We start from the raw sequence: 25,734 nt of genomic DNA, 5'->3' as shown, positions 1-25,734 counted from the left end.
AACCGCTCTCGTTACAGCGCTATATAGAACCCTTTTCTTCAAAGAGTCAACAGGTTTTTCAAATAAAAGAAAAAATAAATAAATTTCTTTAAACTGCAACTAAAAGTTTATAAAAATAACGAGTATTTGATTGAATAGAGTACATATTTCTAAAATCGCCATTGCGCAAATATCTTAGACACTTTATGATTTTTTGTGAAGTAAAAAGGAAGGTGCTTTATGCTATCTAAATTTACGCGTAACCAAACATTGGTTCTAAACACTTTAAAGAATGCACAAAAACCTTTAAGTGCTTACGCGATTCTAGAGCGCTTGCGCGAAGAAGGATTCCGTGCACCCCTGCAAGTTTATCGTGCACTAGAAAGATTGATACAATTAAAATACATTCATCGTCTTGAAAGTGCAAATGCTTTTATGGCCTGTTTACACCCTGAAAATTGTCAACATGAATTCACAACCTTCACAATTTGCGATAAATGTGGGAAGGTAAACGAAATACAAGATCCTGTTATTGCATACGGTGTTAAAAAAATGGTGCAGGATGCTGATTTTCAAGCACATAGAAGCACAGTGGAAGTCCGGGGAATGTGCAAAAAATGCGTAGAAAAGTAATTTTTTACTTACACCATGCGCATGTTTAGCCTTATATTATACTGTTATGTTTTTGCTTGAAAAGCTCTCATCGCTTCTGCTACAAATATTGTTTTATGTTGTAATAAGTTTATTTTCCTAATTTATACGTTTAATTGAAAGTATAAAATCTATGTCCATATCTGAAACAATTGTTTCAACTAAAAAACGCTTTTATAAGATAAAGCGACAGAAAGTAATTAATATTCTCCTCATTATTCTGGTCATTTTTGCATTATGGTTTAGTTATAAATGGCTAACACAGTGGCGATATATGGTTGTAACCGATGATGCTTATGTGCAAGGAGATATTGCTGCTATTTCCCCGAAATTATCTGGATATATTGAGAAAATTTCTATTCAAGCAAATCAAGCTGTCAAAAAAGGTGATATTCTATTTTGCTTGGAAAGTGGCGATTATCAAATCGCCTTGAATCAGACAAAAGCGCGTCTCGACACACAACAAAAAACTCTCATCCGTATTAACGCACAAATTGTCGCTGCTCACAGTGCTTTAGACGATGCTCAAGCACAAAAAGCTGCTGCCTCAGCCATTGCAACCAATGCACAACTTACTCTACAGCGTACGAGAGAACTTAAAGCAGATAGTTATGCTTCTCAATCCAACCTTGATAGCGCCAAATCAGCCTATGAACAAGCTATTGCCAATGTCACCCGTGCAGATGCAAAAATAGCCTCAGCACAAGCCAATATTCACGTTTTAGAAGCGCAACGAAGTGAAATAGAAAGCGAAACCAAAAGTCTTGAGCTCATGCGTGATCAAGCAAAACGTAATCTTGATTCGACCATCCTACGAGCTCCCTTTGATGGAATTATCGGAAATTTAACAGCCAAAACTGGTGATTTTGTTGCGAATGGCCAGCGCCTCGCAGCGTTAGTCCCCATCCACTCACTTTATATTGAAGCAAATTATAAAGAAACGCAGTTACAAAATATTTATAGTGGGCAACCAGCTTACATTTCTATCGATGCTTTCAAAAAAGATGTCTTTGAAGGAACAGTGCTTTCTGTTTCCCCTGCAACAGGATCTGTTTTTTCTCTTTTGCCTCCACAAAATGCTACAGGCAACTTTACAAAAATTACACAACGTATTCCTGTACGAATTTCTATCCCTGAAGATGCGCTAAAAAGTGGACGAATCAAAGCAGGAATGAGTGTTTCCGTCCAAATTGACACACGTAAAATACCTCATGATAAAAATCTTTTATAAATATGTAAGTGTGACCCAACCATATTAAGTAAGTATGTGACCCCACCATGAACAAGACCATGCCAGCATCTCATGATCAAGACCAACGTATTGGAATACACAAAATTGTTATTTTCATTGCAATGGCTTTTGGTATGTTCATGGCTATTTTAGATATCCAAATCGTTTCCTCATCTTTAGCTGAAATTCAAGCTGGTTTATCCGCCAGTCCTAATGAAATTTCGTGGGTTCAAACTGCTTATCTCATTGCCGAAGTTATTATGTTACCTCTTTCGGGTTTTTTAGGACGTTTGCTTTCAACACGAGTTTTTTTTAGCTTATCGGCTGCTGGATTCACCATCACCTCCATTCTTTGTGCAACAGCAACATCTATTGAACAAATGATGGTATATAGGGCTCTCCAAGGCTTTATTGGTGGTGGCATTATTCCCAGTGTTTTTGTTGCCGCCTATACACTTTTCCCTCCGTCTAAACAACCAATCGTTTCACCAATCATTGGATTAGTCGCGACTTTAGCGCCTACAATTGGCCCGACAGTAGGAGGTTATCTTAGCAATGCTTTATCATGGCATTGGCTGTTTCTCATTAATGTACCTTTTGGAATCATTATATCAATTTTATCTTGGAAGTTGATCGACTTTGATAAAGCTGACCCCTCTTTAATAACTAAAATTGACTGGCTTGGCTTTATATCCATGGCAGTTTTCTTGGGATCTTTAGAATATATTTTAGAAGAAGGTGCAAGTCATGATTGGTTAAAAGACGGTTTAATTTTTATTTTTTTTATTATCATGATCTTATCTGGTGGTTTATTTTTTTGGCGGACTTTGACTGAAGAAAAGCCTATTGTTGATCTCTCTGCTTTTGCCAATGGCAATTTTGCAATTGCAACCACTTTTTCCTTTATACTTGGAATAGGTCTTTATGGACTCACTTACCTTTACCCTGTCTATTTAAGTCAAATTCGTCATTATGATGCACTCATGATTGGAGAAACACTGTTTATTTCAGGTTTAGCTATGTTTTTGACTGCTCCCATTGCTGGATTTCTGTCAGCAAAAATGGACGCACGCCTTATACTGGCATTAGGATTTGCTGGATTTGCCTACGGAACATGGCAGGCTACTTACATTACAGATAATTGGAGTTTTTGGGAATTATTAGAACCACAAATTTTTCGTGGTGCTTCTGTTATATTGTGTATGGTTCCGATCAGTAACATCGCCTTCGGATCTTTACCACAAGACCAGATAAAAAACGCCTCTGGGCTTTTTAATCTAACACGTAACCTTGGTGGTGCAGTAGGACTTGCTATTATCAGCACTCTTATAACACGACGAACAGACTTTCATTATCAACAACTCGCCGACACAGTCCACTGGGGAAATATACAAGCAACGAATATACTCTCAAAGCTCTCCATGTATTTCAGTTCTGCTTCTTCTGATCCACATGCTCTTTCATTATTACAACTTTTTAACATGGTTCGCAAGCAAGCCATGGTCATGGCTTTAAGCGACATCTTTTTTATTATAACCATCCTTTTTATTATTTTAACCTGTTCATCCATTTTTCTCAAAAAAATACCACCATCAACTGATAATATCTCTAAGCGATAAACAAAACTCATAAATTATAGGAGGGACTCTTTCTTTCGGGTTGTTATTTTTGTATTTTTAGTTCCAAGAGCTACTATAATATCTATCCTGTATGTTTTTATTATACATTCTGTCTTTTAGTTTTTTCCAATTGTACAATCTCTACTATTGTCCTTTGGAATTCAGCATGACTTTTTGTATCTGTCGGATTCATCTAGGTAATTGCATAAAAGATACAGAACACGATCCATTTATTTTATCTCACAACTCAATAAACGATACCAACTCATTTATAAATAAAATGAAATCAGGCAATGCATACCTTTTCATTATAACAAACTGTATAAGCATCGCAAACAATATGACATCTCTCCTCCCAAAATAGCTGTTTTAATTGATCAACTTCTGCTTAAATTGCAACACAAATACATCTACGTCTTTAACTGAAATATCATTATTTTCTTAATCGTATTTTTATAAAATACATGTCTGATATTCTGTCATTAATTTATTAAGATACTTTCTTTCCCTTTTTATATTCCGAAAGCATGCTTAAAGAGCACCACCCAAAGTAATAACTAGAGTAAAAACGATCGCTCATAAAATTGAGATTAATCTTTGCAGATAATCCGTTCTCTATTTTCATAAAAAGCTATTTGGTACCCTGAAATATTTACCCAACCACACTCTTACAATAAAGATCATAAAGCAACAGAAAACACCCAACCTCCAACCTTAATAAAGAATCATAGGAAGATAGCTTAAGATACTGATATCATAAAATAATCTCGTGAATACAGAACAAAAATTTACCATCGTTACAAATTTAGATAAATCTAAATTATTGAAAATAAATCCGCTATTTTTGTATGATTTGAATAAATTCAAACATCTCCCTGAAAAAGCTTAAACAAAATATTATTTCTACAGAATAACGAGCAAAATTACATCTTGCGAAGGGTATAAGGATACTCAATTAATATTCTTCAAATAATAACCCATTATAAATTTTTTAAAACCCATTTTAATTCCATACAAGATTGTTAGTATATCCCTGGAAAATGACAAAAATTATTAAAGAAGTAAACTGACGGAAAAAAATTATACTACGAAATCTATAAGATCTTTAAGCAACTTTATGGTGCAGAAAAGAATCACAATCCTGTAGCTCTCCGCTTGGTGCTAAAATACCATGACACGCCGTAAGATATCTTGGGATCAACTCCAACGCTAGAAAGCGGCATTTTTCGTAAGGACCAGGCATCGCCAAATCCTTTGTTAGACTACTTGAAAAACCAAAACGCTGATAAAATTCAAAATCGCCAACAAGTAAAATAGCACCATAACCTAATTTTTTTGACATTTGAATTGCATGCCGCATAAGAACCGATCCAATCCCCATACCGGAGCATTCCGATGAAACAGCAAGAGGTCCCAAGAGCAAAGCATACTGCGTTCCATTCTGCCCTTTATTAAACCGAACATGCCAAAGACGAACACTACCCACAAGTTCCCCCAACGCATTTTTAACGACAAAGGAAAGCCCACGTGCAGCTAAACGACCACAGCGTAAAACTTCTGACGACTTACGTTTACGCCCTGTTCCTAAAGTCAAGTCAAGCAAAATTTCCCGATGAGGTTTATCCACATCTTGCTCAGATGCAAGCGTAAACACTGTACCATTTTTCGTTTGAAAATTAATCACATTCATCTCTATCCCACGCCTCACTACACCTTGCCATCACAAGGAAAAAATTCAAATCACATAGGATCTCAAAGGCTCAAAACCATTAAATGCAACAGATGCATAAGTTGCAGTATAAGCACCAGTGCCATGAATTAATAATTCATCCCCTACTGTAAGAGATAAAGGTAACAGATAAGGTGTTTTTTCATATAAAACATCGGCTGAATCACACGTTGGACCAGCTAAAATACATGGCTCCATAACCTTATCATTATGAGGTGTCTCAATAGGATAGCGAATAGCCTCATCCATAGTTTCGATAAGACCATTAAATTTTCCAACATCAAGATAGACCCATCGAACATTATCATTATCGGATTTTTTGGATATGAGAATAACTTCTGTGCGAATAACACCAGCATTACCAACCATTCCACGTCCCGGCTCAATAATTGTTTCAGGAATACGATTACCAAAATACTTTTTTAATGAATCAAAAACAGCCGTACCATAAGCCTGTGCTGTAGGGACATCTTTCAAATAACGCGTTGGGAAACCACCCCCCATATTGACTAATTTTAATAAAATTCCTTCTTGCTCCAAACATTTGAAAACAGTCGCCGCATCTGACAAAGCACGATCCCATGCGCGAAGATCCGTCTGCTGAGATCCTACATGAAAGGAAACCCCATACGCTTGCAAACCCAATTGATGCGCTCGACACAACACATCAACTGCCATAGCTGGAACACAACCAAATTTACGTGATAATGGCCATTCTGCACCTTGCCCATCGGTAAGAACGCGGCAAAAAACACGAGCTCCTGGAGCAGCGCGAGCAATTTTTTCTACTTCTTCAACGCAATCAACCGCATAAAGGGAAATGCCAAGCGCATATGCACGTGCAATATCACGCTCCTTTTTTATAGTATTTCCAAAGGAAATGCGTTCAGGTGTTGCCCCTGCTTGTAAAACCATTTCAATCTCTGCCACAGAGGCTGCATCAAAAGAAGATCCTAAAGAAACAAGCAAACTCAAAATCTCAGGCGCTGGATTCGCTTTTATTGCATAAAAAATACGAGACTGCGGAAGAGCTTTTTCAAAATTTAAATAATTTTCACGAACAACATCAAGATCAAGAATTAAGCATGGATCTCCAGGACGATGTGTTGCAAGGAAATCGCGAATACGTTGTGTTGCCATCTACCGATTCTCCCACGGAAATAAATCTCCACTCTTGGCCAGCAAAAAGCTGCCAATAACCAAAGAACAAAATACAAACAATACAGATATCTATCCTGATCAATATCAGAAAAACCAGTATTGCATGCAGCGGAAAAACACCGCGAAAACCGCGTTGCTTTATTTTATCTGCCTTTTTGATTGGAGTTGAGAAAACCACTTCCGCACTGAAGGCAATGAGGTGTGCCTCTATAGTTATCCCAGCTTAATAGCTGGAAGACACCAGAAAGGCCCGCACCGTCGTTGCTTCAAGATGTCCTCACTCTTCGGTTGGCCGTAAGAATGACTGGAGCGGTTAGTTCCAGGTACCGTACCGGTTGACCTCGCCATTTGAGAACCAGCGGACACCCACAGGCACGCGCGACTTTGGGCAAGATTATTTATAGGACAAACTTTTATGTATTTCAATCAATTTTTTATTTTTATACAAAATAAAACAAAAATGAGACTTTCTTCAAACAGAAAAACCACACCATCACTCGTCTTTTATCCATAAAAAAAAGAGCTTAAACAAAGCTTTAAATGATGCCGTCTCAACAAAAAGCAAGAACTTTAAACTATAAAGCGTAACATTTTTATCGCTCTTGATAAGAAGAAATAGCACGTGATTTTAATAATTGGAACTGTCTATGACGTTCCCGAAAGCGCTGTCTATCAGATTCACTACGCACGCTATAACAAGCATCACACGAAACACCTTCTTCATAATGGGGTGATAATTTGCTATCAGCATTAAGAGGACTACGGCATGCACGACATAATTCGCGCCCACATTCTTCAAGACCATGTCCAACAGAAACACGTTCATCAAAAACAAAGCACTCGCCCCGCCATAAACTTTCTTCTTTAGGAACTGTCTCCAAATATTTAAGGATACCACCTTTTAAATGGTAAACTTGTTCATAGCCAAGCTCACGCACATAAGCAGTTGATTTTTCACACCTAATACCACCTGTACAAAACATGGCAATTTTCTTTTTCTTTTTTAATTCAGTTTCATGCTTAGCGACCCATTCAGGGAATTCACGAAATGTCTTTATCTGCGGATCGACCGCTCCTTGAAAACTTCCTATCGCATATTCATAATCATTACGTGTATCAATCAAAAGAGTCTCTTCATCTTGAATAAGAGCATTCCAATCTTCAGGTTCTACATAGGTACCAACAACCTTTAATGGATCAACACCTTCAACCCCCATTGTGACAATCTCTTTTTTCAGCCGTACTTTCAAACGATGAAAAGGCATTTTTGATGCCCATGAATATTTAATCTCTGGCGTTTTAAATAATGGTTCAGCGATAATAAAATCTACTAATGCCTCAATCGAAGCACAAGAACCAGCAACGGTTCCATTAATCCCTTCTTTTGCTAACAGCAAAGTGCCTTTAATATCCTTTGCTTGACATAAATCTTGTAAAGGCTTCTGTAATTGACGATAATGCTTCAAATCTGCGAAGCAATAAATAGCAGCAACTTTAAATTTTTTTTCCATAACTTTGCCATAACGTGCGTTTTATTCAATTTCAAGCTATTCATCTGCTCTTTGCATATATTATGCTTTATCAAAGCCCTATTGATAACATCATCTCCTAGAGAAAGCATATCATATGCAAAAAGTAGATCTCTTGTTATCACTTTTTTAGCAACAAATCATCTATATTTATTTTGTTTATTTATCATCTACACAATGCCTTTCCGTTAATACAAGCCTTATCTCAAGAAAAACCATTAAGATTACATTGCAAACATTATTAAAACCATTGCATTATAAATATCCCAATCAATTATTGAAGCATGAATGTTTTTTAACAGCACCTATTATAAATAGGCTAGGAACCTAGAATAAAATTAATTATAGGCTCTAATTAATTTAAGTTCTAAACTGTTCAATGAATTAACTGATTGTGTAAAATAGCGTAGCTTCCTTTCTTTTAGTGCTCACTATATCAAATAAATTAATGATAACACTAATGAACGTTTACATCTTAAACTTCTTCTTCTTACAATAATAAACGCTAACGCCTTACAAAAAACTCTAGATACTTCTTCTCTAAGATCCACTTTGCATAATAATCAGCACTATAAAACAATCCGCCCTCTTGATTTGCACTTCCTAACTATTCTACGCTGTTAATCTCTACATAGCTCTAAAATAGTTTTTGAGAAAAGCGATCGAGATGTGAAAGCAGCATTGCCACGTGCAATAATAAATAGCTCACTCATCCGACAAAAGCACGCTCTACAACATAAGTAGCTGGTGCATTATTTGCACCTTCAACAAGACCAAAAGTTTCACACATTCTTGCACAATCTTTCAACATCGCCATTGAACCACATATCATCACCCGATCCTCATCAGGATTAATCTTAGGTAAACCAGTCATTTCAAAAAACGTACCACTCTCCATAACAGTAGTAATGCGCCCCATGTGCTCAGAAGGTTCACGCGTGGTCATAGGATAAAATTTTAACTGGTGCGCACACTCACCAATCAGTAAATCTTGTTGCAAAGCAGCAACAAGATCTTTTGCATAAGTAAGCTCATCTCGTGTACGGGTTGTTTGAATGAGCACAACTTCTGAAAATTTTTCATAAGTTTCAGGATCACGAATAAGGCTGGCAAAAGGTGCAACACCCGTCCCTGTTGAAAGAAGATAAAGACGCTTCCCAGGAATAACTGCGTCAAGAACTAATGTTCCAGTAGATTTTTTACGCATTAAAACTGTATCGCCAATTTTAATTTTTTGAAGATGCTCAGTTAATGGTCCTCCAGGCACTTTGATTGAAAAAAATTCAAGTTGCTCGTCCCAAAATGGACTTGCAATCGAATACGCACGGTAAATTGGCTTTTCTGCATTTGGCAAACCTATCATGACAAACTCGCCCGAACGAAAACGAAAACTTTCTGGACGGTTCAGACGAAATTTAAACAAATAATCCGTATAATGACGAACCTCCTGAACAGTAAGGGCAAAAACATTTTCAGGAATCGGAAAATCTGTTGCAACACCACTGATATTTGACTGAATACTAGGGACAGACGTATTCATACAACTCTTCCTTACATCTTCATCGAACATGGAACTTACATCTTTAAAATGATATAACGATCATGCAACGACCTGCCAATATTTCTCTTAAAACATAAATCTCTTAATTAACATTTTTCATCAATGAAAAACTTAAATAAAAGCGTATGATAAAAACCAATCTAAAAGCGTTTAATAACAAACAAGTCCAACACTATCTTCAGTTTTAACACACAACCAACAACATTTTCCTGCTATTACATAGCATTTTTTCATTTTTCAACATTTACGAAGAGTAACTTTTAAATAACAGAGATATTTCTGTGCAATCAAAAATAAACTTGGTGCTTCTCAACACCCTACATAATGTCACAGATCTTTAAAAAAAACCATTTTGCAACTAATCATCTACCTGGTTCTAAATAACATCCTTCTCATTAGATCTTTACTATGAGAAAAATATGAATTAAAAAAACTTTATAAAAATCAAAGCAATCATAAACATATCATCATATATAATCATTATTTATACAATAATAAAAATAAATGTAAGAAATTTTAAAATTTATACTATGTTTTGATAATTAAATATTGTTAATATTAATTACAGTAAAACTATATAATATAATAATGGTAAAATATACTTACGTTTCTTTCATATATAATAGAAACGTATATAAACAATCAAAGGGAATTCTATCTCTCATCAAAGCACATAGGATTGGAAAATGAACAAATCCGTTAATGATGAAAAAAATGCATTACTTACCTATACAGCTGTAGCAACCATTGATGTTGGTGCTCTTGTTGCTAATTACAAATTTTTAGCTCAACGTGTTGGTTCAACCGAATGTTCGGCGGTTTTAAAAGCAAATGCCTATGAGATGGGCGCTGACAAAATTGCCCCTGCACTTTATCAAGCGGGTTGCCGCACTTTTTTTGTAGCTCAACTCACAGAAGCCCTCCAACTAAAAGCTGTTTTACCGTCAGATGTCACACTGGCTCTTCTTAACGGGCTTCCTTACGATGCAGAAGAATTCGTAGCTCAATCAAATATTATTCCTGTTCTTAATTCTTGGAATGCAATAGAAAGCTGGCAAAATATTTGCCAAAAAAAGAGTAAAAAATTTCCAGCAATTATTCAAATCGATACTGGCATGAATCGATTAGGACTTAACCAAGAAGAATTGCAAAAACTTATCAAACAACCTACTATTTTCGAACAAGCAGACATAAAATATATGATCAGCCATCTCTCTAACGCTAACAATGAAACACATCCATCCAATTATACTCAATTAGCCGTTTTCAAGACTGCACTTGCGCAACTTCCCTCTTGTAAGGCCTCATTGGCAAATTCTGGAGGCATGTTTCTTGGCTCAGACTTTCATTTTGATCTCGTTCGTCCAGGCATTGCGCTTTACGGCATAGATCCCTTCGGAAAATCCCCTACGCCTCTTAAACCTGTGCTAAAACTTAAAGCCCAAGTCATTCAAAGCCGCGATATCAATGCAGAAGAACCTATTGGCTATGGGGGAAGTTTCGTCACCCGCAGACCAAGTACTCTTGTAACCCTTTCTATCGGCTATGCAGATGGCTTACTGCGTGCTCTTTCCAATAAAGGATCCATTTATTTTAATGGATATAAATTACCCATTGTTGGACGCATTTCTATGGATTCTACTGTCGTTGACGCAACTGATCTTAGATGTAAAAAGCCTCAAAGAGGCGATTGGGTAGAAATTATTGGAACACATCAAACCATCGAACAACTGTCTAAAGATGCAAACACAATACCACATGAAATTTTAACTTCTCTCAGCCCTCGTTGTAAACGCATTTACATCTAGGTCATTGTTAAAGTGAGGACATCAATAAAATCATCATTCTTAAAAGCAGTAGTGTTATAAATTTTCCTAATACGATGAGATCATAGCGTATTATCTATGAACATTCTATGCCAAACCAAAGTTTTGTTTATTATAATATTACCCGCATAAAAATAGTTTACAACAGAACAATGAAAATGGAAGTTACCGCTTTATCTTAAAAGTATCACCAGCAAAACAACACCAATAATAGACAATAAATTACTTCTCAATTCATATTAACCAATTAAAAAGCCTACACATTCTGCGTAGGCTTTTTATCAATAGAGAAAAGTCAATTTAATATGTGTTTCCCAACGGTGGGCAAGAACAAATCAACATTCTATCTCCTGCGACATTATCAATGCGAGAGACAGGAGGCCAATATTTATTCTCTGGATTAAGAGAAGCATTCGGAAAAGCAGCCTCTTGTCGCAAATAAGGCCGCGCCCAAGCATCATCTAAAGTATCTACCAAGCTATGTGGTGCATTTACTAATGGATTATCTTCTTTTGGCCAAACACCCGCACCAACTTTCTTAGCTTCTTCAGCAATCGAAAGCAAAGCATCACAAAAACGATCAATCTCTGCCTTTGACTCTGATTCAGTTGGTTCAATCATTAAAGTTCCAGGCACTGGGAACGACATTGTCGGCGCATGAAATCCATAATCAATCAAACGTTTTGCGATATCATCAACACTAATCCCATACTGTTCTTTCAATACACGTGTATCCACAATACACTCATGGGCAACACGACCATGCTTACCCTTATACAAAATGGAATAAGCCTGAGAAAGACGTGCAGCAATATAGTTGGCATTCAAAACTGCTATTTTTGTTGCAGATTTTAAGCCATCAGCTCCCATCATCCGAATATACATCCATGTAATAATAAGAATAGATGCGCTTCCATAAGGGGCTGCCGAAACAGCATATGTTGTTCCATCCTGTTCATGACCTGGTAAAAATGGCTTTAAATGCTCTGCCACCCCAATCGGACCAGCACCAGGACCACCGCCGCCATGAGGAATTGCAAATGTTTTATGAAGATTCATGTGACAAACATCTGCTCCAATATCTGCTGGACGCGCAAGTCCAACAAGTGCGTTAAGATTAGCACCATCAAAATAAACCTGTCCTCCACTTTCATGAATAATAGAGCAAATATCCTTAATACTTTCCTCATAAACACCATGTGTTGAAGGATAGGTGATCATTAAAGCTGCTAAACGATCCTTATACAGTTGCGCTTTCATTTTGAGATCATCAACATCAACATTACCATCGCTTAAGCACTTTACCACAACCACTTCCATACCCGCCATATGAGCTGAAGCTGGGTTGGTGCCATGCGCTGAAGCGGGAACAAGACAAACTGTACGCTGATGCTCCCCACGAAATTGATAATATCGATGTATCGCCAAAAGCCCAGCATATTCACCTTGAGCACCAGAATTAGGCTGAAAGGATACTTGCGCAAACCCTGTAATTTCACACAACCATGCATTTAATTGACTCATCATTTCCAAATAACCGGCAGCATCCTCCTTAGGGACAAAAGGATGCACATGGGCGACCGTAAGCCAACTTAAAGGCATCAATTCAGCTGCCGCATTAAGCTTCATCGTACAAGATCCAAGTGGTATCATTGCCCGATCCAATGCCAAATCCTTATCCGATAAACGACGCAAAAAGCGCATCATATCTGTCTCTGAATGAACTGCATGAAAAAACGGCTGTGAAAGAAAAGCAGCATCACGCTCTTTGCCCAAAAGCCGAGGAGAAATATGATCAACTAATTGTGCTCCAAAAAGCTGCGCTAGCGCACAAGCATCCTCTTGTGTTGATAATTCATCAAAATTGATCGCAATTCTATCATCATCAAGAATACGAATAAAACGTCCACTCATTTTTGCTTGATGAGCAATCTCTCGAGCTCTCCCTTTAACAAAAATGCTTACACAATCAAAAAAGTGCTCCCCTTCACAATGAATACCAGCGGCTTCTAAACCACCAACAAAACGACACGCTAAAGTATGAATCCGCTGAGCAATTGCCTGCAAACCTTGTGGCCCATGCCAAACAGCGTAAGCCGTTGCCATATTTGCTAACAGAGCCTGTGCTGTACAAATATTCGATGTTGCTTTATCACGCCGAATATGTTGTTCACGTGTTTGCAAAGCTAAACGAAAAGCAACACGCCCTTTCGTGTCCACTGATTGACCAACAATACGCCCTGGAATTAAGCGTGTTAGAGCATCACTGACCGCCAAATAGCCAGCATGAGGGCCACCAAACCCCATTGGAACCCCATAACGCTGCATAGAACCGACCACAATATCAGCACCCCATTTAGCTGGTGGTTCCATCAAAGTAAGCGCCAAAGGATCTGCCACAACAATCACCAGCGCTCCTTTTGCCTTTGCTTGCCTAATGACTTCCGTGTAGTCGTTAAAAAAGCCTTTTGTATCTGGCCAAGATAAAACAATCGCAGCTGTATCAGAACAAACTTCGCCCTTTTCACTAATGTGAATGCCTTGTGTCTTAGCACGCGTTTGCGCAACACTTAAAGTCTGAGGATGCAAAAGACTCTGAATAGAAATCTTCATTTTTTTCTCACGTGCAAAGCGCACAGCAACAGCATTAGCTTCAGCTAATGCTGTTGCCTCATCAAGAAGTGAGGCAGCGGCCACAGGCAAACCCGTTAATTCACTAACCAGTGTCTGAAAATAAAACAAAAGCTCTAAACGGCCTTGGCTAATTTCTGCCTGATAGGGTGTATAAGCAGTATACCAAGCTGGATTTTCAAAAAGATTGCGTAAAATAACGGGAGGCACAAATGTTCCATGATAACCTTGCCCAATAAAGCTCTTATATACACGATTACGCCCCATAATCTTAGATAATTCTTCCAAAGCCTGTTCTTCACTTGCTGCTTTTGGCAAGTGAAGCGAACGTTCTAAATGGATAGACTGAGGAACAGCTTGAGAAATTAATGTATCAACGGAATCAAGAGCCAAAACATTAAGCATATTTTGTATCTCATCAGGGCGAATTCCAATATGGCGAGAAGAAAAATGGCGTTCTTGCATAATACGTCATCCAATCAGAGCTTTATAAGCAGCTTCATCCAACAACCCCTCGAGTTGCATTTCATCTTGTAATTTCATTTTCCATAACCAACCTTCTTTTTCAGGTTTTTGGTTTACCAATTCAGGATTATTTGCCAACAATTCATTAACTTCAATGACTTCACCATCAAGAGGCGCATACACATCTGAAGCAGCTTTAACAGATTCCACAACAGCGGCAGAATCTCCTTTAGCAAGCTGCGTTCCACTTTGCGGTAAATCAACAAAAACTAAATCACCTAACTGCTCTTGAGCATAATGGGTGATACCAACAGTGACTACCTGCCCTTCAACGCTGAGCCACTCATGATCTTGCGTAAAGTAAATTCTAGACATAAAATTATCCTTTGAAATAACGTTGTTCAACAAAAGGGAGTGAATGAACAGACAGAACAATCTTTTTGCCGCGCGACTCAGTAAAGATTTCCGTTCCGTTATTTTTCCAATCAACTGGAACATACCCCATAGCTACAGGACCACCAAAAGAAGGTCCAAAACCACCCGACGTCACAACCCCGATCTGATTTCCCTGATCATCTAAAAGCAGTGCCCCTGCACGAATAGGCTGGCGCGTTTGCGGTTTCAAACCAACACGACAACGAGTAGGCCCTTTTTGAAGTGCTTCAAGGAAAGCTTTCGCTCCATAAAATTGTGCTTTTTCTCGAACACTTTTGGAAACAGCCCATGTTAGCGCAGCATCAATGGGTGTAGTATCAGGGGTAATATCATTGCCATGCAAACACAACCCTGCTTCTAGTCGAAGACTGTCACGTGCTGCAAGACCAATCCACTCAACCCGAGAATCGCTGAGTAATTTTTCCGCCAATGCATGCGCTTGATCTTCGGGAAGAGCAATTTCAAAGCCATCTTCTCCTGTATAACCGGAACGTGTCATAAACCAATCTTGTTGGGGCTCAAATCCGTGCATAAACAATAATTCATTGCCAGGTAAACCTGCATCAGCAATAACAGCCGCAGCTTCTGATCCTTGAAGAGCAAGCAATACCCTTTCAAGAGCGGTTAGTTGACAATCAAAACTAACAGCACGTTTTTCAAGCTCAACAAAATCAATCTGCGCATTACCAGCATTGACAACAAGCATAAAACGGCATTCTGCTAAACGAGTTATGATAAGATCATCAATAATTCCAGCTTTCTCATTAAGTAAATAGCTATACCGTGATTGGCCTATCTTTAACAACGCTGCATCAATGGGAAGAGCATATGACAAAAATTCAATTGCTTGTGCACCTTCAATGGTAATCAATTTCATATGAGAAATATCAAAAAGACCCGCGTGAGCACGCGTATGAAGATGCTCTTTCAAAACCCCAAGAGGATAAGTCAAAGGCATCTGCCAACCCGCAAAAGAGCCAAACTTTGCTCCAGCCTTTTCATGCAACTGATGTAGAGGAAGTATTTTTAAAGAAGATGTTTCAAATTCTTGTAACGTGCCCATAATATCTCCAAAGTCGCGCTAACTTCCACACAATGTGGTCATCTCTGCACCCTTCTGTCACAAACCTGAGAGACTCGCGAAAAAATCTTCGCTTACACCTTCGGCGCGGAAATTCCCGACTTTCCAGATCTGTCTTTCTCCTTTTACGGTCCTTAAAGCCTGAGAGATTATGGGCTGCTTTCCCCTTCGGCGACAGATGCGAAAACTTGCAATCTGCACTCTCCCGCAAAAGAATAAAAGAAACAATAACGTTCTTTTTGACATGCCTTAACCTATAAACTATCTTTTTTACCCTGTCATCTTCAAAATGAAGAGAATACGCTAATTTTTAGACTTGCACAGTTTGCCTTAAAAAGCTTATAATGTCGGTGTTTAAATACTTAAAATTTGGGTGGTAACAGTTTAGTGAACAAGAAGGGAAAAAATTGTAGGAGCCACAAACGAAAACACCACTCGAAGGTAATGCAAAGTTGCGCAGAAAAGAAGTATGCTCTATTACAATCCAATCACAAACACGGTTTACTGTCTTCTAAAGTACTTTAGGTAGGTTTTTAAAGAGGTTTTTAATGCGCAATGGATTAGTCTTTTTTACCGCTAAGTAGTATGAAGCTGCGGCTATTTGCGCGCAAAATCTCATCGGATATAAGGTTATAAAACACTGATGAAAGCTGGCAATGCCCATTATAATGACAAAAATGATCTACCAGAGCAAATTGCTCTTTTCCCTTTAGAAGGTGCACTCTTACTGCCAGGGGGAATTTTGTCGCTCAACATTTTTGAACCAGAAGCTCTCGAAATGGTTGAGGATGTAATGCTGTCCAATCGCCTATTAGGGATTATTCAGCCACTTGCATCAAGTACAGGCTGCTTATCTACAGAACTTTATAAGACAGGCTGCATAGGTCGGATCACAAATTACAACGAAACAGGAAATGGGCGGCTTTTTATCATATTACAAGGTATTTGTCGCTTTACCTTAGAGCGAGAACTTGTAAGTTCAAAATCTTATCGGCTTGCCCTCATCCAACTAAACACAAAAGACCTACAAGAACCAAACGTTTCAGAGACTATTAATCGGGAAAATTTGTTAAATATTGTTGAAAAATACCTTACAACACATGAAATAGAATATAATTGGAATAGCATCATACAAACGCCAACGCCGATCTTAGTCAACGCTTTTTCAACCCTTATCCCCTTTACACCAGCAGAAAAGCAGGCTCTTTTAGAAGCTCCAGATATTGGAAGCCGTGCTCAAACTCTGCTTGCTTTAACTGAGCGCTCACTCATGAAACAAACAGGAACGCACTATCATCTAAATTAGTGAGCTTCAACACATGAAAAAAATGACTACTGATCCCAAAATGCTTGAACTGCTCGTCTGTCCCATCACAAAGGGAATGCTCTCTTTAGACAGAAACACCCAAGAATTAATTTCACTCAAAGCAAAAATTGCTTACCCTATTCGCAACGGCGTTCCCATTATGCTCGCTTCAGAAGCCCGTCCTTTGCAGAATAATAAAACACAACACACAAAAAAGTGAAAAATCTTTATTCAATTTTTATTATGAAAAACTATGACCAATTAATTCTATGTCAACAGATAGCCTTTTACTTACTCAATTTTTCAGCATCTATCTAGAAAAAAACTGATTCATATTTATAAAAATAAAGCGAAAAAATTATAGCATTAAGCAAATGCCTTTCAAAAACATGACATCAAGATTGAAGTCATACCAAGAAGCATACTAACCTCTTCCTTTCTTAAATATAAAGCCTCAATTTCACTCTAATATAAATAAGATATTAAAAATAAAAGCTAGAAAAATTCAAGGGATATGAAAATAAACCCACATCAAATGAAATTTATAAATTTCATAAGGTAACAAATGATACAAGCGTTACTTAATATCCAATCTCTTTGTAAATAATTGACAGAAGATAAGCAATTCTCTAGATTAAAATGCTGTCAAGAGGATATTCACAAACTCGGCATAAACTATTCGAGTTTTCTCATCTTTCAAAAAAAACCAAAGAACAGTGCATGCAAAATAAAACGATTGACTGTACCGAAAATTATGGTTGATGTGTCTCCAAATTAGATTTATGAAAACCAGCGATATTATTTAAACTCCTTAGCCAACTCGCCCTCTCCTGGGAACAGCTTAGGAAAAAATGGAGAGGAATAGGAGTATGAAAAATGAGCTTTAAAGTTGTAGTTGTTGGCGCAACTGGAAATGTTGGCCGTGAAATGTTAACAATTTTGGAAGAACGAAATTTTCCTGCCTGTCAAATCGTTCCTTTAGCATCACGACGTTCACTTGGACAAAACGTTTCTTATGGTAACAAAACCCTAAAAGTAAAGGCACTCGATACGTACGATTTTTCCGACACAGATTTATGTCTCATGTCTGCTGGAGGAAGCGTTTCGCAAAAATATGCTCCTCAAATTGCGGCTTCAGGCTGCGTAGTAATAGATAATTCATCGACTTGGCGTTATGATGCCAATATACCTCTGATTGTGCCAGAGGTTAATGCAGAAGCCATTAGTGGGTTTTCCAAGAACAATATTATAGCCAATCCCAATTGCTCAACAATTCAACTTGTCATGGCTTTAAAGCCTCTCCATGATGCAGCAACTATTAAACGCGTTGTTGTATCTACCTATCAATCAGTTTCTGGAGCTGGAAAAGAAGGAATGGACGAATTATTTGAACAATCACGAGCAGTTTTTGTTGCAGATCCAATTACATTAAAAAAATTTACTAAACGCATTGCCTTTAACGTCATTCCTCATATCGATGTTTTCATGGAAGATGGCTATACAAAAGAAGAATGGAAAATGGTAGCTGAAACAAAAAAAATTCTTGATCCTAAGATTAAATTAACTGCTACAGCTGTTCGCGTACCCGTCTTTATCGGACATGCTGAAGCCGTTAATGTTGAATTTGAAAAACCACTAAGTGCCAATGAAGCAAAAGCTCTTCTACGCGATGCGCCTGGCTGCCAACTTATCGACAAACACAAAGATGGAGGCTATATAACCCCTTATGAATGCACTGGGGAAGACGACACCTTTATTAGTCGTGTTCGTGAAGATATCACCGTCGAAAATGGTCTAACTTTTTGGATAGCTGCTGATAACTTAAGAAAAGGAGCAGCGTTGAATGCAGTTCAGATTGCTGAATTACTTGTTTCTCGTAACCTGATAACCCCTAAGTCAGCAACTTAAACAAAAGAGAAAGGGGCAGCATGAAACAATAAAATGTCTCATGCACCATATTTTTCCTGCTATCCTCATACAGAAGAGTTCTTATCTTTATGGAATAGGATATGTTACAATGCGATAGCGTGTTTCATTACGTTCAAAATTTTTGGAATTAATATCATTGGGAAACATGGGGTTATAAGCTGAAACATGCCTTACAGATATACCATGCGCCGTTGGTAATGGATTCAAAATTGTTCGCTCATCCCCCTCTTTTACGCCTGTGGGATCAATATTTGCGTTTCTCCTGTATCGGTACTCTTTTCCTACTTGTTTTTGTATTTTTTTAGATGCCATAACAGTTCTAAAGTCAGAAACAGCTTTTTTCACTTTTGCCCGTCTTGGTTCTTTCATAATCATAATAGAGTTTGGCTTCATACGCATATGTGTGAAAGAAACTGTAGGAATATTGTTGACATTTAAATAGCGCGCAGATGCCCAACCAATGCTTCCTTTATATTGAAGTGCACACCAAGATTTATTGGATAAACAGCCGTTAATTCTCACTTTTTCTCCAGCTGGAACTATCGCTATAGTTTTGTAAGTTTTAGCTGGTCCTGTACGCAAAACTGCATAACCTGTAGCCACACGAGCAACTATTCCGGCATTTGCATAAGACTCAGACATCGCAAGTCCCGCCCCTATTAAAGACGACAAAATCATTGTAGTTGATAAAAAATTCTTGTTTAACATTATTTCTTCTTCCTCTCCATAATATGAAGGATAAAATATTAGTCTTTGAAAGATTTACCGTATTTCAATAAAGTGGTTGGTGATCAGTTTTTATCCCTGGATGATTCACCGTATTTAAAGAAAAACTTTCTTGTTGTTCCCTAGAGCACTTATACACACGGCTGATTTTTTGATTACAGTGTTCACGTCACGCATTCACTGCCTTCAATAAGGTAATCTGATCATCTGCTTCTTCAGCCAATCATTACTTAAAGAAGTTTTGAAACCACTATTTGTTCCAAAAAAAATTATGCCTAAATAAAAGTTTATTGCCTAATTTGAAAAAATAGCTTTCAAATAATATATGCTGTATACCTACCAAGGTGTTCACAATATTAGGAGAAAATAATATTATTTTTAAAATAAAAATGATTGAATATTTTATTGAGCTTTTATACTCTTGAACCTCTCCCCAATAGTACAAAGTATCTTAGATCTTCCCTCAAAATCTTTTGGCAAAGAAAAAGAAAGACAGGCGCATATGATATCAAAAAAATTATTCCAGAATGCTATTCTCGGATTATTCCTTTCTCTGTATGCAGTTTTCTTATCAACAGCTCTTTCTATGGCAGCAGATAAATCAAACATCAAACTCGGTGTTATGGAAGGAGAGGAGGCAATCATTTGGAAAGTTGCCGTTGAACAAGCAAAAAAAGACGGTTTAAATATAAAACTTGTTTATTTCTCTGATTACACTTTACCAAATGATGCAGTTCATGCAGGAGATATTGATGCAAATGCTTTTCAACACACTCCTTATCTCAAAAATCAAATTGAACAACATGGCTACAAACTTTCAATTGCTGGGAACACATTTATTACGCCAATTGCTATCTATTCACACAAAATTAAAGATATAAAAGAACTGCAAAATGGAGCAAGCGTTGGTATTCCTAATGATCCGTCTAATGGTGCTAGATCCTTATTTCTTCTCAATTCTCTAAAACTCATTAAATTAAAAAATCCTCACGATATTCTGGCATCCCCATTCGATATCATTGAAAATCCAAAAAACTTGAAAATCCGTGAATTAGATGCCGGCATTTTAGGGCGTGCAATTGATGATTTTGATATTGTAATTGTAAATACAAACTGGGCTTTGACAACTGGATTAAATTTACAAAAAGATGCCATTGCATGGGAAAAAGCAGAAAATAACCCTTATAATAATGTTATCGTTGTGCGTAGCGCTGATAAGGATGAGCCATGGGTTAAAAAACTAGTTGCCGCCTACAACAGCGAACCTGTCCGTGCAAAAATTAAAGAAATTTTCGGTACAGCAGCTCAAACATCGTGGTAATTATAAATGGAAAATCCTGCTCTTATTTCTTTAAAAAACGTCAGCTGCCGTTTTAAAAAAACAGCAGATATCCCCGCGATCAATCATTTATCTCTTGATATCCATGAAGGTGAAATTCTTGGCATTATCGGGCGCAGTGGTGCAGGAAAATCCACACTCATACGCTGTTTAAATGGATTAAAACATATTGATGAAGGCTCCATTTTTTTTGAAGGTATCAATATTTCAAATCTATCAGAAACAGAATGGGCATTTTATCGTCAACGCATTGGTATGATTTTTCAACATTTTAATCTTTTGTCATCGCAAAACGTTATTGATAACATTGAATTACCACTGAAATTAGCAGGTATCAGCAAAAAACAACGCCGAGAACGCACCTTTGAGCTCATTGAATTAGTAGGATTATGTGGCAAAGAATACTGTTACCCTGCAGAGCTTTCAGGAGGACAAAAACAACGTGTTGGTATTGCGCGCTCTCTTGCAGCTAATCCTAAAATATTGTTATCAGATGAAGCAACCTCTGCTCTTGATCCAGCAACAACACAGTCTATTCTGGAACTTCTTGCTGATATTAATAGCCGTCTTAATCTTACTATTGTACTCATTACCCATGAAATGGAAGTTGTGCGAGCCATTGCGCATCGCGTTGTCGTTCTAAATCAAGGACGCATTGTAGAAGAAGGATGTGTGAAAGACATTTTTACATCACCGCAAGAAGAAACAACAATTGCTATGCTTAAGCTTGTAACACCACAGCTTCCTGAAAAATTTGCAAAAAACCTGAAACCAACAGGTCAAGAAGCCGTCATTGAGATTAATATTGCAGGCGAAATTGCTCAGCAACCTTTTCTCAATATTCTTGAGGATGAAATTGGTTTGAGAGCGCGTATTTTACATGGAGGCATCGATACGATTCAAGGAGAAACCATTGGGCGCCTATTCCTTGGTCTTCCCGGACAAGATAAAGAAACATTGAAAAAAGCTGTCAAATGGTTAAGCGACAAAAGTCAATATTGCGAGGTTTTAGGCTATGTTTAATATCCTATCCCATGAACTCCCCACTGCCATCCTTGATACGTTGTTAATGACGGTTAGTGCTTCTTTGATAGCACTGATTATTGGACTCCCTCTTGGATTACTGCTTTATACAACTGCATGCAAAGGACTTTTTGCATCACGTCTTATAAACCGCCCTCTGAGCATCATTATTGATAGTATTCGCGCTATCCCCTTTATTATTCTTGCATTTTATCTCCTCCCTATCACGCGTGTAATCGTGGGAAGTGGTGTAGGAATGCCTTCAGTAATTTTTGTTCTCACAATTTCAGCAATTCCTTTTTATGCACGAATGGCAGAGCTTTCCTTTAAAACAGTTGACCACGGCCTGATTGAAGCTGTTCGTTCCATGGGAGCAAACCGTCTGCAAATTGTAAGGTATGTTCTCATTCCTGAAGCGCTTCCTCACTTAATCACCGGTTTTACGGTCATGATTATTTCTCTTATTGGAGCCACTTCACTTGCTGGATATCTCGGTGGAGGCGGTTTAGGTGATATGGCGATCCGTTACGGCTATCAACGCTATAACACCTCCATTATGACAATAGTTATTATCCTCTTGATTATTCTTAATGTTATTATCCAATGGTCTTCTGACAAAATTGTGCAGGCATTTGATAAAACAAAACATTAACAAAATTTAGACATCTGATCTTCTTTTCCAACCATCGCAATGATAAGCCATTGTGCAATAAGAGCGGGTTTTTTTAAATGTTCAATTTCCATCGTTGCTTCATAATTGAAAATAACCCGACCAGATGGGCGAATCTCTGCATCACTTAAAACAAAACGAGCACGCACCCGCGCCCCCGTCTTTACAGGACTCATAAAACGCACTTTATCAAAGCCATAATTGATTCCCATCGTGGCACCTTCCAGCTCTGGAAGTGCCTCATAGGCCAGCGTAGATAAAAGCGATAATGTCAAAAAACCATGTGCAATAGTACCACCAAAGTGTGTTTCTTTCGCCCTTTTTTCATCTACATGGATCCACTGATGGTCATCTGTTGCGCACGCAAATTGATTAATCATATCCTGTGTAACAAGACGCCACTGTGATAAACCCATCTCTTTCCCAATGAAACTTTCCACATCTTGTACTGCTATTTTTCGCTGCATAACGTATTCCTGTTTTATGTGACAAAAGCTCACACACCCTCTTGCTTTTATAAAACCCATTGGTTAGAGCATCAATCATAAAAGCTTAAAAGTCTCAAGAGTAAACGTGTCTTTAAATATGAAAGTACCCCTTTACTAACATAATTTTAAAATGGGAAAAAATAATGGCAAGCAATGTAAGCCTCACTGGTTTAGCACATGATCTAAAGCAGCACACAGAAAACCATAGACCTATCCGTATTGGACTGGTTGGCTGTGGTGAAATGGGAACAGATTTGTTGTCGAGCGTAGCGAATATGGATGGTATAACAGTTGCAGCCGTCGCCACTCGAACACCTTCACGCGTCTTCGATGCTGCCACACTAGCCTATGGCGAAGATGGTCATGCACGAGAAGTCGAAAATGCCAACGCCTTAACAAAAACCATTGAAAAAGGTTTAGTGGCGGTCACAGACGATATTAACCTTGTTTTGGGACATGAACAAATTGATATTATTGTTGATGCAACAGGCTATCCTGAAGCTGGTGCAGAAATTGGCTTCAAAGCACTTGAAAACAACAAACATCTTGTCATGATGAATGTTGAAGCAGATGTTACTATCGGCACTTATTTAAAACACGAGGCAGAAAAACGAGGTCTTGTTTATACGCTTGGTGCTGGGGATGAACCTTCTTCTTGTATGGAACTCGTTGAGTTTGTTTCAGCCCTTGGACATAAGATTGTTGCAGCGGGTAAAGGCAAAAACAATCCGCTTATCTTTGATGCTACGCCCGATGCTTACGAGGAAGAAGCATTACGACGTAATATGAATGTTCGTATGCTCGTCGAGTTTATTGATGGTTCTAAAACAATGGTTGAAATGGCAGCTATTGCCAATGCAACTGGACTTCTTCCCGATTGCCCTGGAATGCACGGACCACAGGCTGCGCTACAAGATTTAAGCAAAGTACTTATCCCAAAACAAGATGGAGGTATTTTAGAAAAATACGGTGTTGTAGATTATTCAACAGGTTCAGGTGTTTCCCCTGGTGTTTTTGTAATTGCAGAAATAGCACATCCCCGCCTACGTGAACGTATGGAAGATTTAAAAATTGGTCAAGGACCTTACTTCACCTTTCACCGTCCCTATCATCTAACAGCAATGGAAGTTCCCCTAACCTGTGCACGTGTGATGCTTTATGGCAAAAAAGACATGGTACCACTCAATCAACCAGTCGCAGAAGTTTGTGCTGTTGCTAAAAAAGACTTATATCCTGGCGACCAGCTAGATTTTATCGGTCTTTATAGCTATCGTGCTTGGGTAATGAGTGCTACAGAAGCACGTGCTCACCAAGCCATTCCCTGTGGCCTTCTAGAAAAAGCAACAGTTACAGCTGAAATTAAAAAAAATGAGCTCATCACGACACATAACACTGCTATTCGAGAAAATCAGTGGATTGCACGACTTCGAACCAAACAAGATATTTTGTTGAATCGTAATTCTCCTCCTACTAACGCATGAGAAAACTCTATCGTCGTTTTTAAAAATAGCAGTAAACTGTAACAGAGAATTCAAACTATAATTTGTTGAAAAAACTGAAAAACTGTGAGCTCTTACCAGCTTATATCAAGTTTTATCTTCAAACATCCTATATTTTCTTCAGCAACCTCCTCCCCTCTCCGAGATAATATCCCCCCTAATTTAAAATATTGATTTCTTTACAATAAGGAAATGATTATTAAAGCTCATCAATAAAAGAGCAGAATCTTTTACACAACTGTGCAAAATAAACACACAACAGATACCACAGCTCCAGCTACATTCCCAAAAGCTAAAGAGACCAATAATGAGACGATATTGACTCCTCCCCAAAATGCATTAAAAAAAGACATTTCTTAACCTTTCTCAGAGAAAAACATTCATACTATTCTCTAGCACCAATAATCACAGCCATTATCCTACTCTTAAGCTACATCCCTCCCCTGGTACAACAAGAACAGTTCATCTTTAAATATTTTATAATATTTGCATTATCCTTTCACAGTTTTTAAAAAGCAAATATTGTAAAATTTATAAACACACATACGATTTCCCAAGACCAAAAACATAGCTTCTTTTGCTCCTCTTTTTCCTTACTATCAAAAACTAAAGAGTATTAACTTATAAAACTCAAAATCTTATTTAGTAACATCTTATATATAATACATTATGTGTAATATGTAAAGACATAAAAAAAACATAATTTAAATTTTTAAGGTATACGAATGAGGAAAATTTGAAAATGCGTTTCTAAATTGCTCACACTTTAGAGAATTAGATTAGCATGAAGCCCAATGTTGAAAGCAATTAAAATAAGTAACTCTAAGCCTATATTCCTCGTCATATCAACAGCCTT

At 37.8% G+C, this 25,734-nt stretch carries 21 protein-coding genes and 1 riboswitch; of the genes, 11 read left to right on the top strand and 10 right to left on the bottom strand.

Going from position 1 to position 25,734, the window contains the following annotated elements; genetic code table 11:
* Positions 1–219: 219 nt before the first annotated feature.
* The 3 genes from WCP78_RS06110 to WCP78_RS06100 all read left to right on the top strand — a co-directional run bounded on the left by WCP78_RS06110 (position 220) and on the right by WCP78_RS06100 (position 3,480).
* Positions 220–612: a Fur family transcriptional regulator gene (locus WCP78_RS06110; RefSeq protein ID WP_336279623.1), complete on the top strand. Its 393-nt coding sequence runs from the start codon at positions 220–222 to the stop codon at positions 610–612.
* 151 nt (positions 613–763) lie between these two features.
* Positions 764–1,861, top strand: coding sequence for an HlyD family secretion protein (locus WCP78_RS06105; RefSeq protein ID WP_336279622.1), 1,098 nt, complete (start codon positions 764–766; stop codon positions 1,859–1,861).
* Between the two features lie 47 nt (positions 1,862–1,908).
* On the top strand, positions 1,909–3,480 hold the full coding sequence (locus tag WCP78_RS06100; RefSeq protein ID WP_336279621.1) for a DHA2 family efflux MFS transporter permease subunit: 1,572 nt from the start codon (positions 1,909–1,911) through the stop codon (positions 3,478–3,480).
* Between the two features lie 1,105 nt (positions 3,481–4,585).
* Here the strand turns inward: WCP78_RS06100 and WCP78_RS06095 are convergent.
* The 4 genes from WCP78_RS06095 to WCP78_RS06080 all read right to left on the bottom strand — a co-directional run bounded on the left by WCP78_RS06095 (position 4,586) and on the right by WCP78_RS06080 (position 9,439).
* A complete protein-coding gene (locus WCP78_RS06095) occupies positions 4,586–5,170 on the bottom strand; it encodes a GNAT family N-acetyltransferase (RefSeq protein WP_336279620.1) in 585 nt (194 codons plus the stop codon).
* A 45-nt stretch (positions 5,171–5,215) separates the two neighbouring features.
* Complete coding sequence (locus WCP78_RS06090) at positions 5,216–6,349, bottom strand: type III PLP-dependent enzyme (RefSeq protein WP_336279619.1); 1,134 nt, start codon at positions 6,347–6,349, stop codon at positions 5,216–5,218.
* Between the two features lie 614 nt (positions 6,350–6,963).
* A complete protein-coding gene (gene trhO / locus WCP78_RS06085) occupies positions 6,964–7,881 on the bottom strand; it encodes an oxygen-dependent tRNA uridine(34) hydroxylase TrhO (protein ID WP_336279618.1) in 918 nt (305 codons plus the stop codon).
* 727 nt (positions 7,882–8,608) lie between these two features.
* Entirely contained in the window at positions 8,609–9,439 is an 831-nt protein-coding gene (locus WCP78_RS06080) for a ferredoxin--NADP reductase (RefSeq protein ID WP_336279617.1), read from the bottom strand.
* A gap of 707 nt (positions 9,440–10,146) precedes the next feature.
* Between WCP78_RS06080 and alr the strand changes: the two genes are divergently transcribed.
* On the top strand, positions 10,147–11,268 hold the full coding sequence (gene alr / locus WCP78_RS06075) for an alanine racemase (RefSeq protein WP_336279616.1): 1,122 nt from the start codon (positions 10,147–10,149) through the stop codon (positions 11,266–11,268).
* Positions 11,269–11,586: 318 nt separating this feature from the next.
* Here the strand turns inward: alr and gcvP are convergent, their stop codons facing one another.
* From gcvP to gcvT, 3 genes are read right to left on the bottom strand one after another with little or no spacing between them, the layout of a single operon-like run.
* Positions 11,587–14,382, bottom strand: a complete 2,796-nt coding sequence (gene gcvP / locus WCP78_RS06070) for an aminomethyl-transferring glycine dehydrogenase (protein ID WP_336279615.1) — start codon at positions 14,380–14,382, stop codon at positions 11,587–11,589.
* A 6-nt stretch (positions 14,383–14,388) separates the two neighbouring features.
* Positions 14,389–14,757, bottom strand: coding sequence for a glycine cleavage system protein GcvH (gcvH, locus tag WCP78_RS06065; RefSeq protein WP_336279614.1), 369 nt, complete (start codon positions 14,755–14,757; stop codon positions 14,389–14,391).
* Positions 14,758–14,761: 4 nt separating this feature from the next.
* A complete protein-coding gene (gcvT, locus tag WCP78_RS06060) occupies positions 14,762–15,880 on the bottom strand; it encodes a glycine cleavage system aminomethyltransferase GcvT (RefSeq protein ID WP_336279613.1) in 1,119 nt (372 codons plus the stop codon).
* A 136-nt stretch (positions 15,881–16,016) separates the two neighbouring features.
* Positions 16,017–16,116: riboswitch (glycine riboswitch) on the bottom strand.
* Between the two features lie 425 nt (positions 16,117–16,541).
* Here gcvT and WCP78_RS06055 point away from each other — a divergent pair.
* From WCP78_RS06055 to WCP78_RS06045, 3 genes are all read left to right on the top strand, one after another.
* Positions 16,542–17,204 carry an LON peptidase substrate-binding domain-containing protein gene (locus WCP78_RS06055; protein WP_336279612.1) on the top strand — a complete coding sequence of 221 codons (663 nt, stop codon included), beginning with the start codon at positions 16,542–16,544 and terminating at the stop codon, positions 17,202–17,204.
* A gap of 13 nt (positions 17,205–17,217) precedes the next feature.
* Positions 17,218–17,424, top strand: a complete 207-nt coding sequence (locus WCP78_RS06050) for a Trm112 family protein (protein WP_336279611.1) — start codon at positions 17,218–17,220, stop codon at positions 17,422–17,424.
* 656 nt (positions 17,425–18,080) lie between these two features.
* The gene (locus WCP78_RS06045; RefSeq protein WP_336279610.1) at positions 18,081–19,112 is read left to right on the top strand and encodes an aspartate-semialdehyde dehydrogenase; all 1,032 of its coding nucleotides are present in this window, start codon (positions 18,081–18,083) and stop codon (positions 19,110–19,112) included.
* Between the two features lie 87 nt (positions 19,113–19,199).
* Here the strand turns inward: WCP78_RS06045 and WCP78_RS06040 are convergent, their stop codons facing one another.
* A complete protein-coding gene (locus WCP78_RS06040) occupies positions 19,200–19,841 on the bottom strand; it encodes an SH3 domain-containing protein (RefSeq protein ID WP_336279609.1) in 642 nt (213 codons plus the stop codon).
* Between the two features lie 520 nt (positions 19,842–20,361).
* On the opposite strand from WCP78_RS06040, the gene WCP78_RS06035 reads away from it, so the two are divergent.
* From WCP78_RS06035 to WCP78_RS06025, 3 genes are read left to right on the top strand one after another with little or no spacing between them, the layout of a single operon-like run.
* Positions 20,362–21,180, top strand: coding sequence for a MetQ/NlpA family ABC transporter substrate-binding protein (locus WCP78_RS06035; protein ID WP_336279608.1), 819 nt, complete (start codon positions 20,362–20,364; stop codon positions 21,178–21,180).
* 6 nt (positions 21,181–21,186) lie between these two features.
* Positions 21,187–22,221 carry a methionine ABC transporter ATP-binding protein gene (locus WCP78_RS06030; RefSeq protein WP_336279607.1) on the top strand — a complete coding sequence of 345 codons (1,035 nt, stop codon included), beginning with the start codon at positions 21,187–21,189 and terminating at the stop codon, positions 22,219–22,221.
* Positions 22,214–22,873: a methionine ABC transporter permease gene (locus tag WCP78_RS06025; protein WP_336279606.1), complete on the top strand. Its 660-nt coding sequence runs from the start codon at positions 22,214–22,216 to the stop codon at positions 22,871–22,873. Before WCP78_RS06030 ends, WCP78_RS06025 begins: the two co-directional genes overlap by 8 nt.
* Here WCP78_RS06025 and WCP78_RS06020 read toward each other — a convergent pair.
* Positions 22,870–23,358, bottom strand: a complete 489-nt coding sequence (locus tag WCP78_RS06020) for a MaoC family dehydratase (RefSeq protein WP_336279605.1) — start codon at positions 23,356–23,358, stop codon at positions 22,870–22,872. The two genes, WCP78_RS06025 and WCP78_RS06020, sit on opposite strands and share 4 nt — an antisense overlap.
* A gap of 164 nt (positions 23,359–23,522) precedes the next feature.
* Here WCP78_RS06020 and WCP78_RS06015 point away from each other — a divergent pair, with 164 nt between their 5' ends.
* Complete coding sequence (locus WCP78_RS06015; protein WP_336279604.1) at positions 23,523–24,860, top strand: NAD(P)H-dependent oxidoreductase; 1,338 nt, start codon at positions 23,523–23,525, stop codon at positions 24,858–24,860.
* 248 nt (positions 24,861–25,108) lie between these two features.
* Here WCP78_RS06015 and WCP78_RS06010 read toward each other — a convergent pair whose 3' ends face one another.
* Positions 25,109–25,231 carry a hypothetical protein gene (locus tag WCP78_RS06010; protein ID WP_336279603.1) on the bottom strand — a complete coding sequence of 41 codons (123 nt, stop codon included), beginning with the start codon at positions 25,229–25,231 and terminating at the stop codon, positions 25,109–25,111.
* Between the last annotated feature and the right edge of the window lie 503 nt (positions 25,232–25,734).

The sequence above is a fragment of the Bartonella occidentalis genome, assembly GCF_037070875.1.
GTDB lineage: Bacteria > Pseudomonadota > Alphaproteobacteria > Rhizobiales > Rhizobiaceae > Bartonella.
This window is presented reverse-complemented; position numbering and strand designations above follow the sequence as displayed.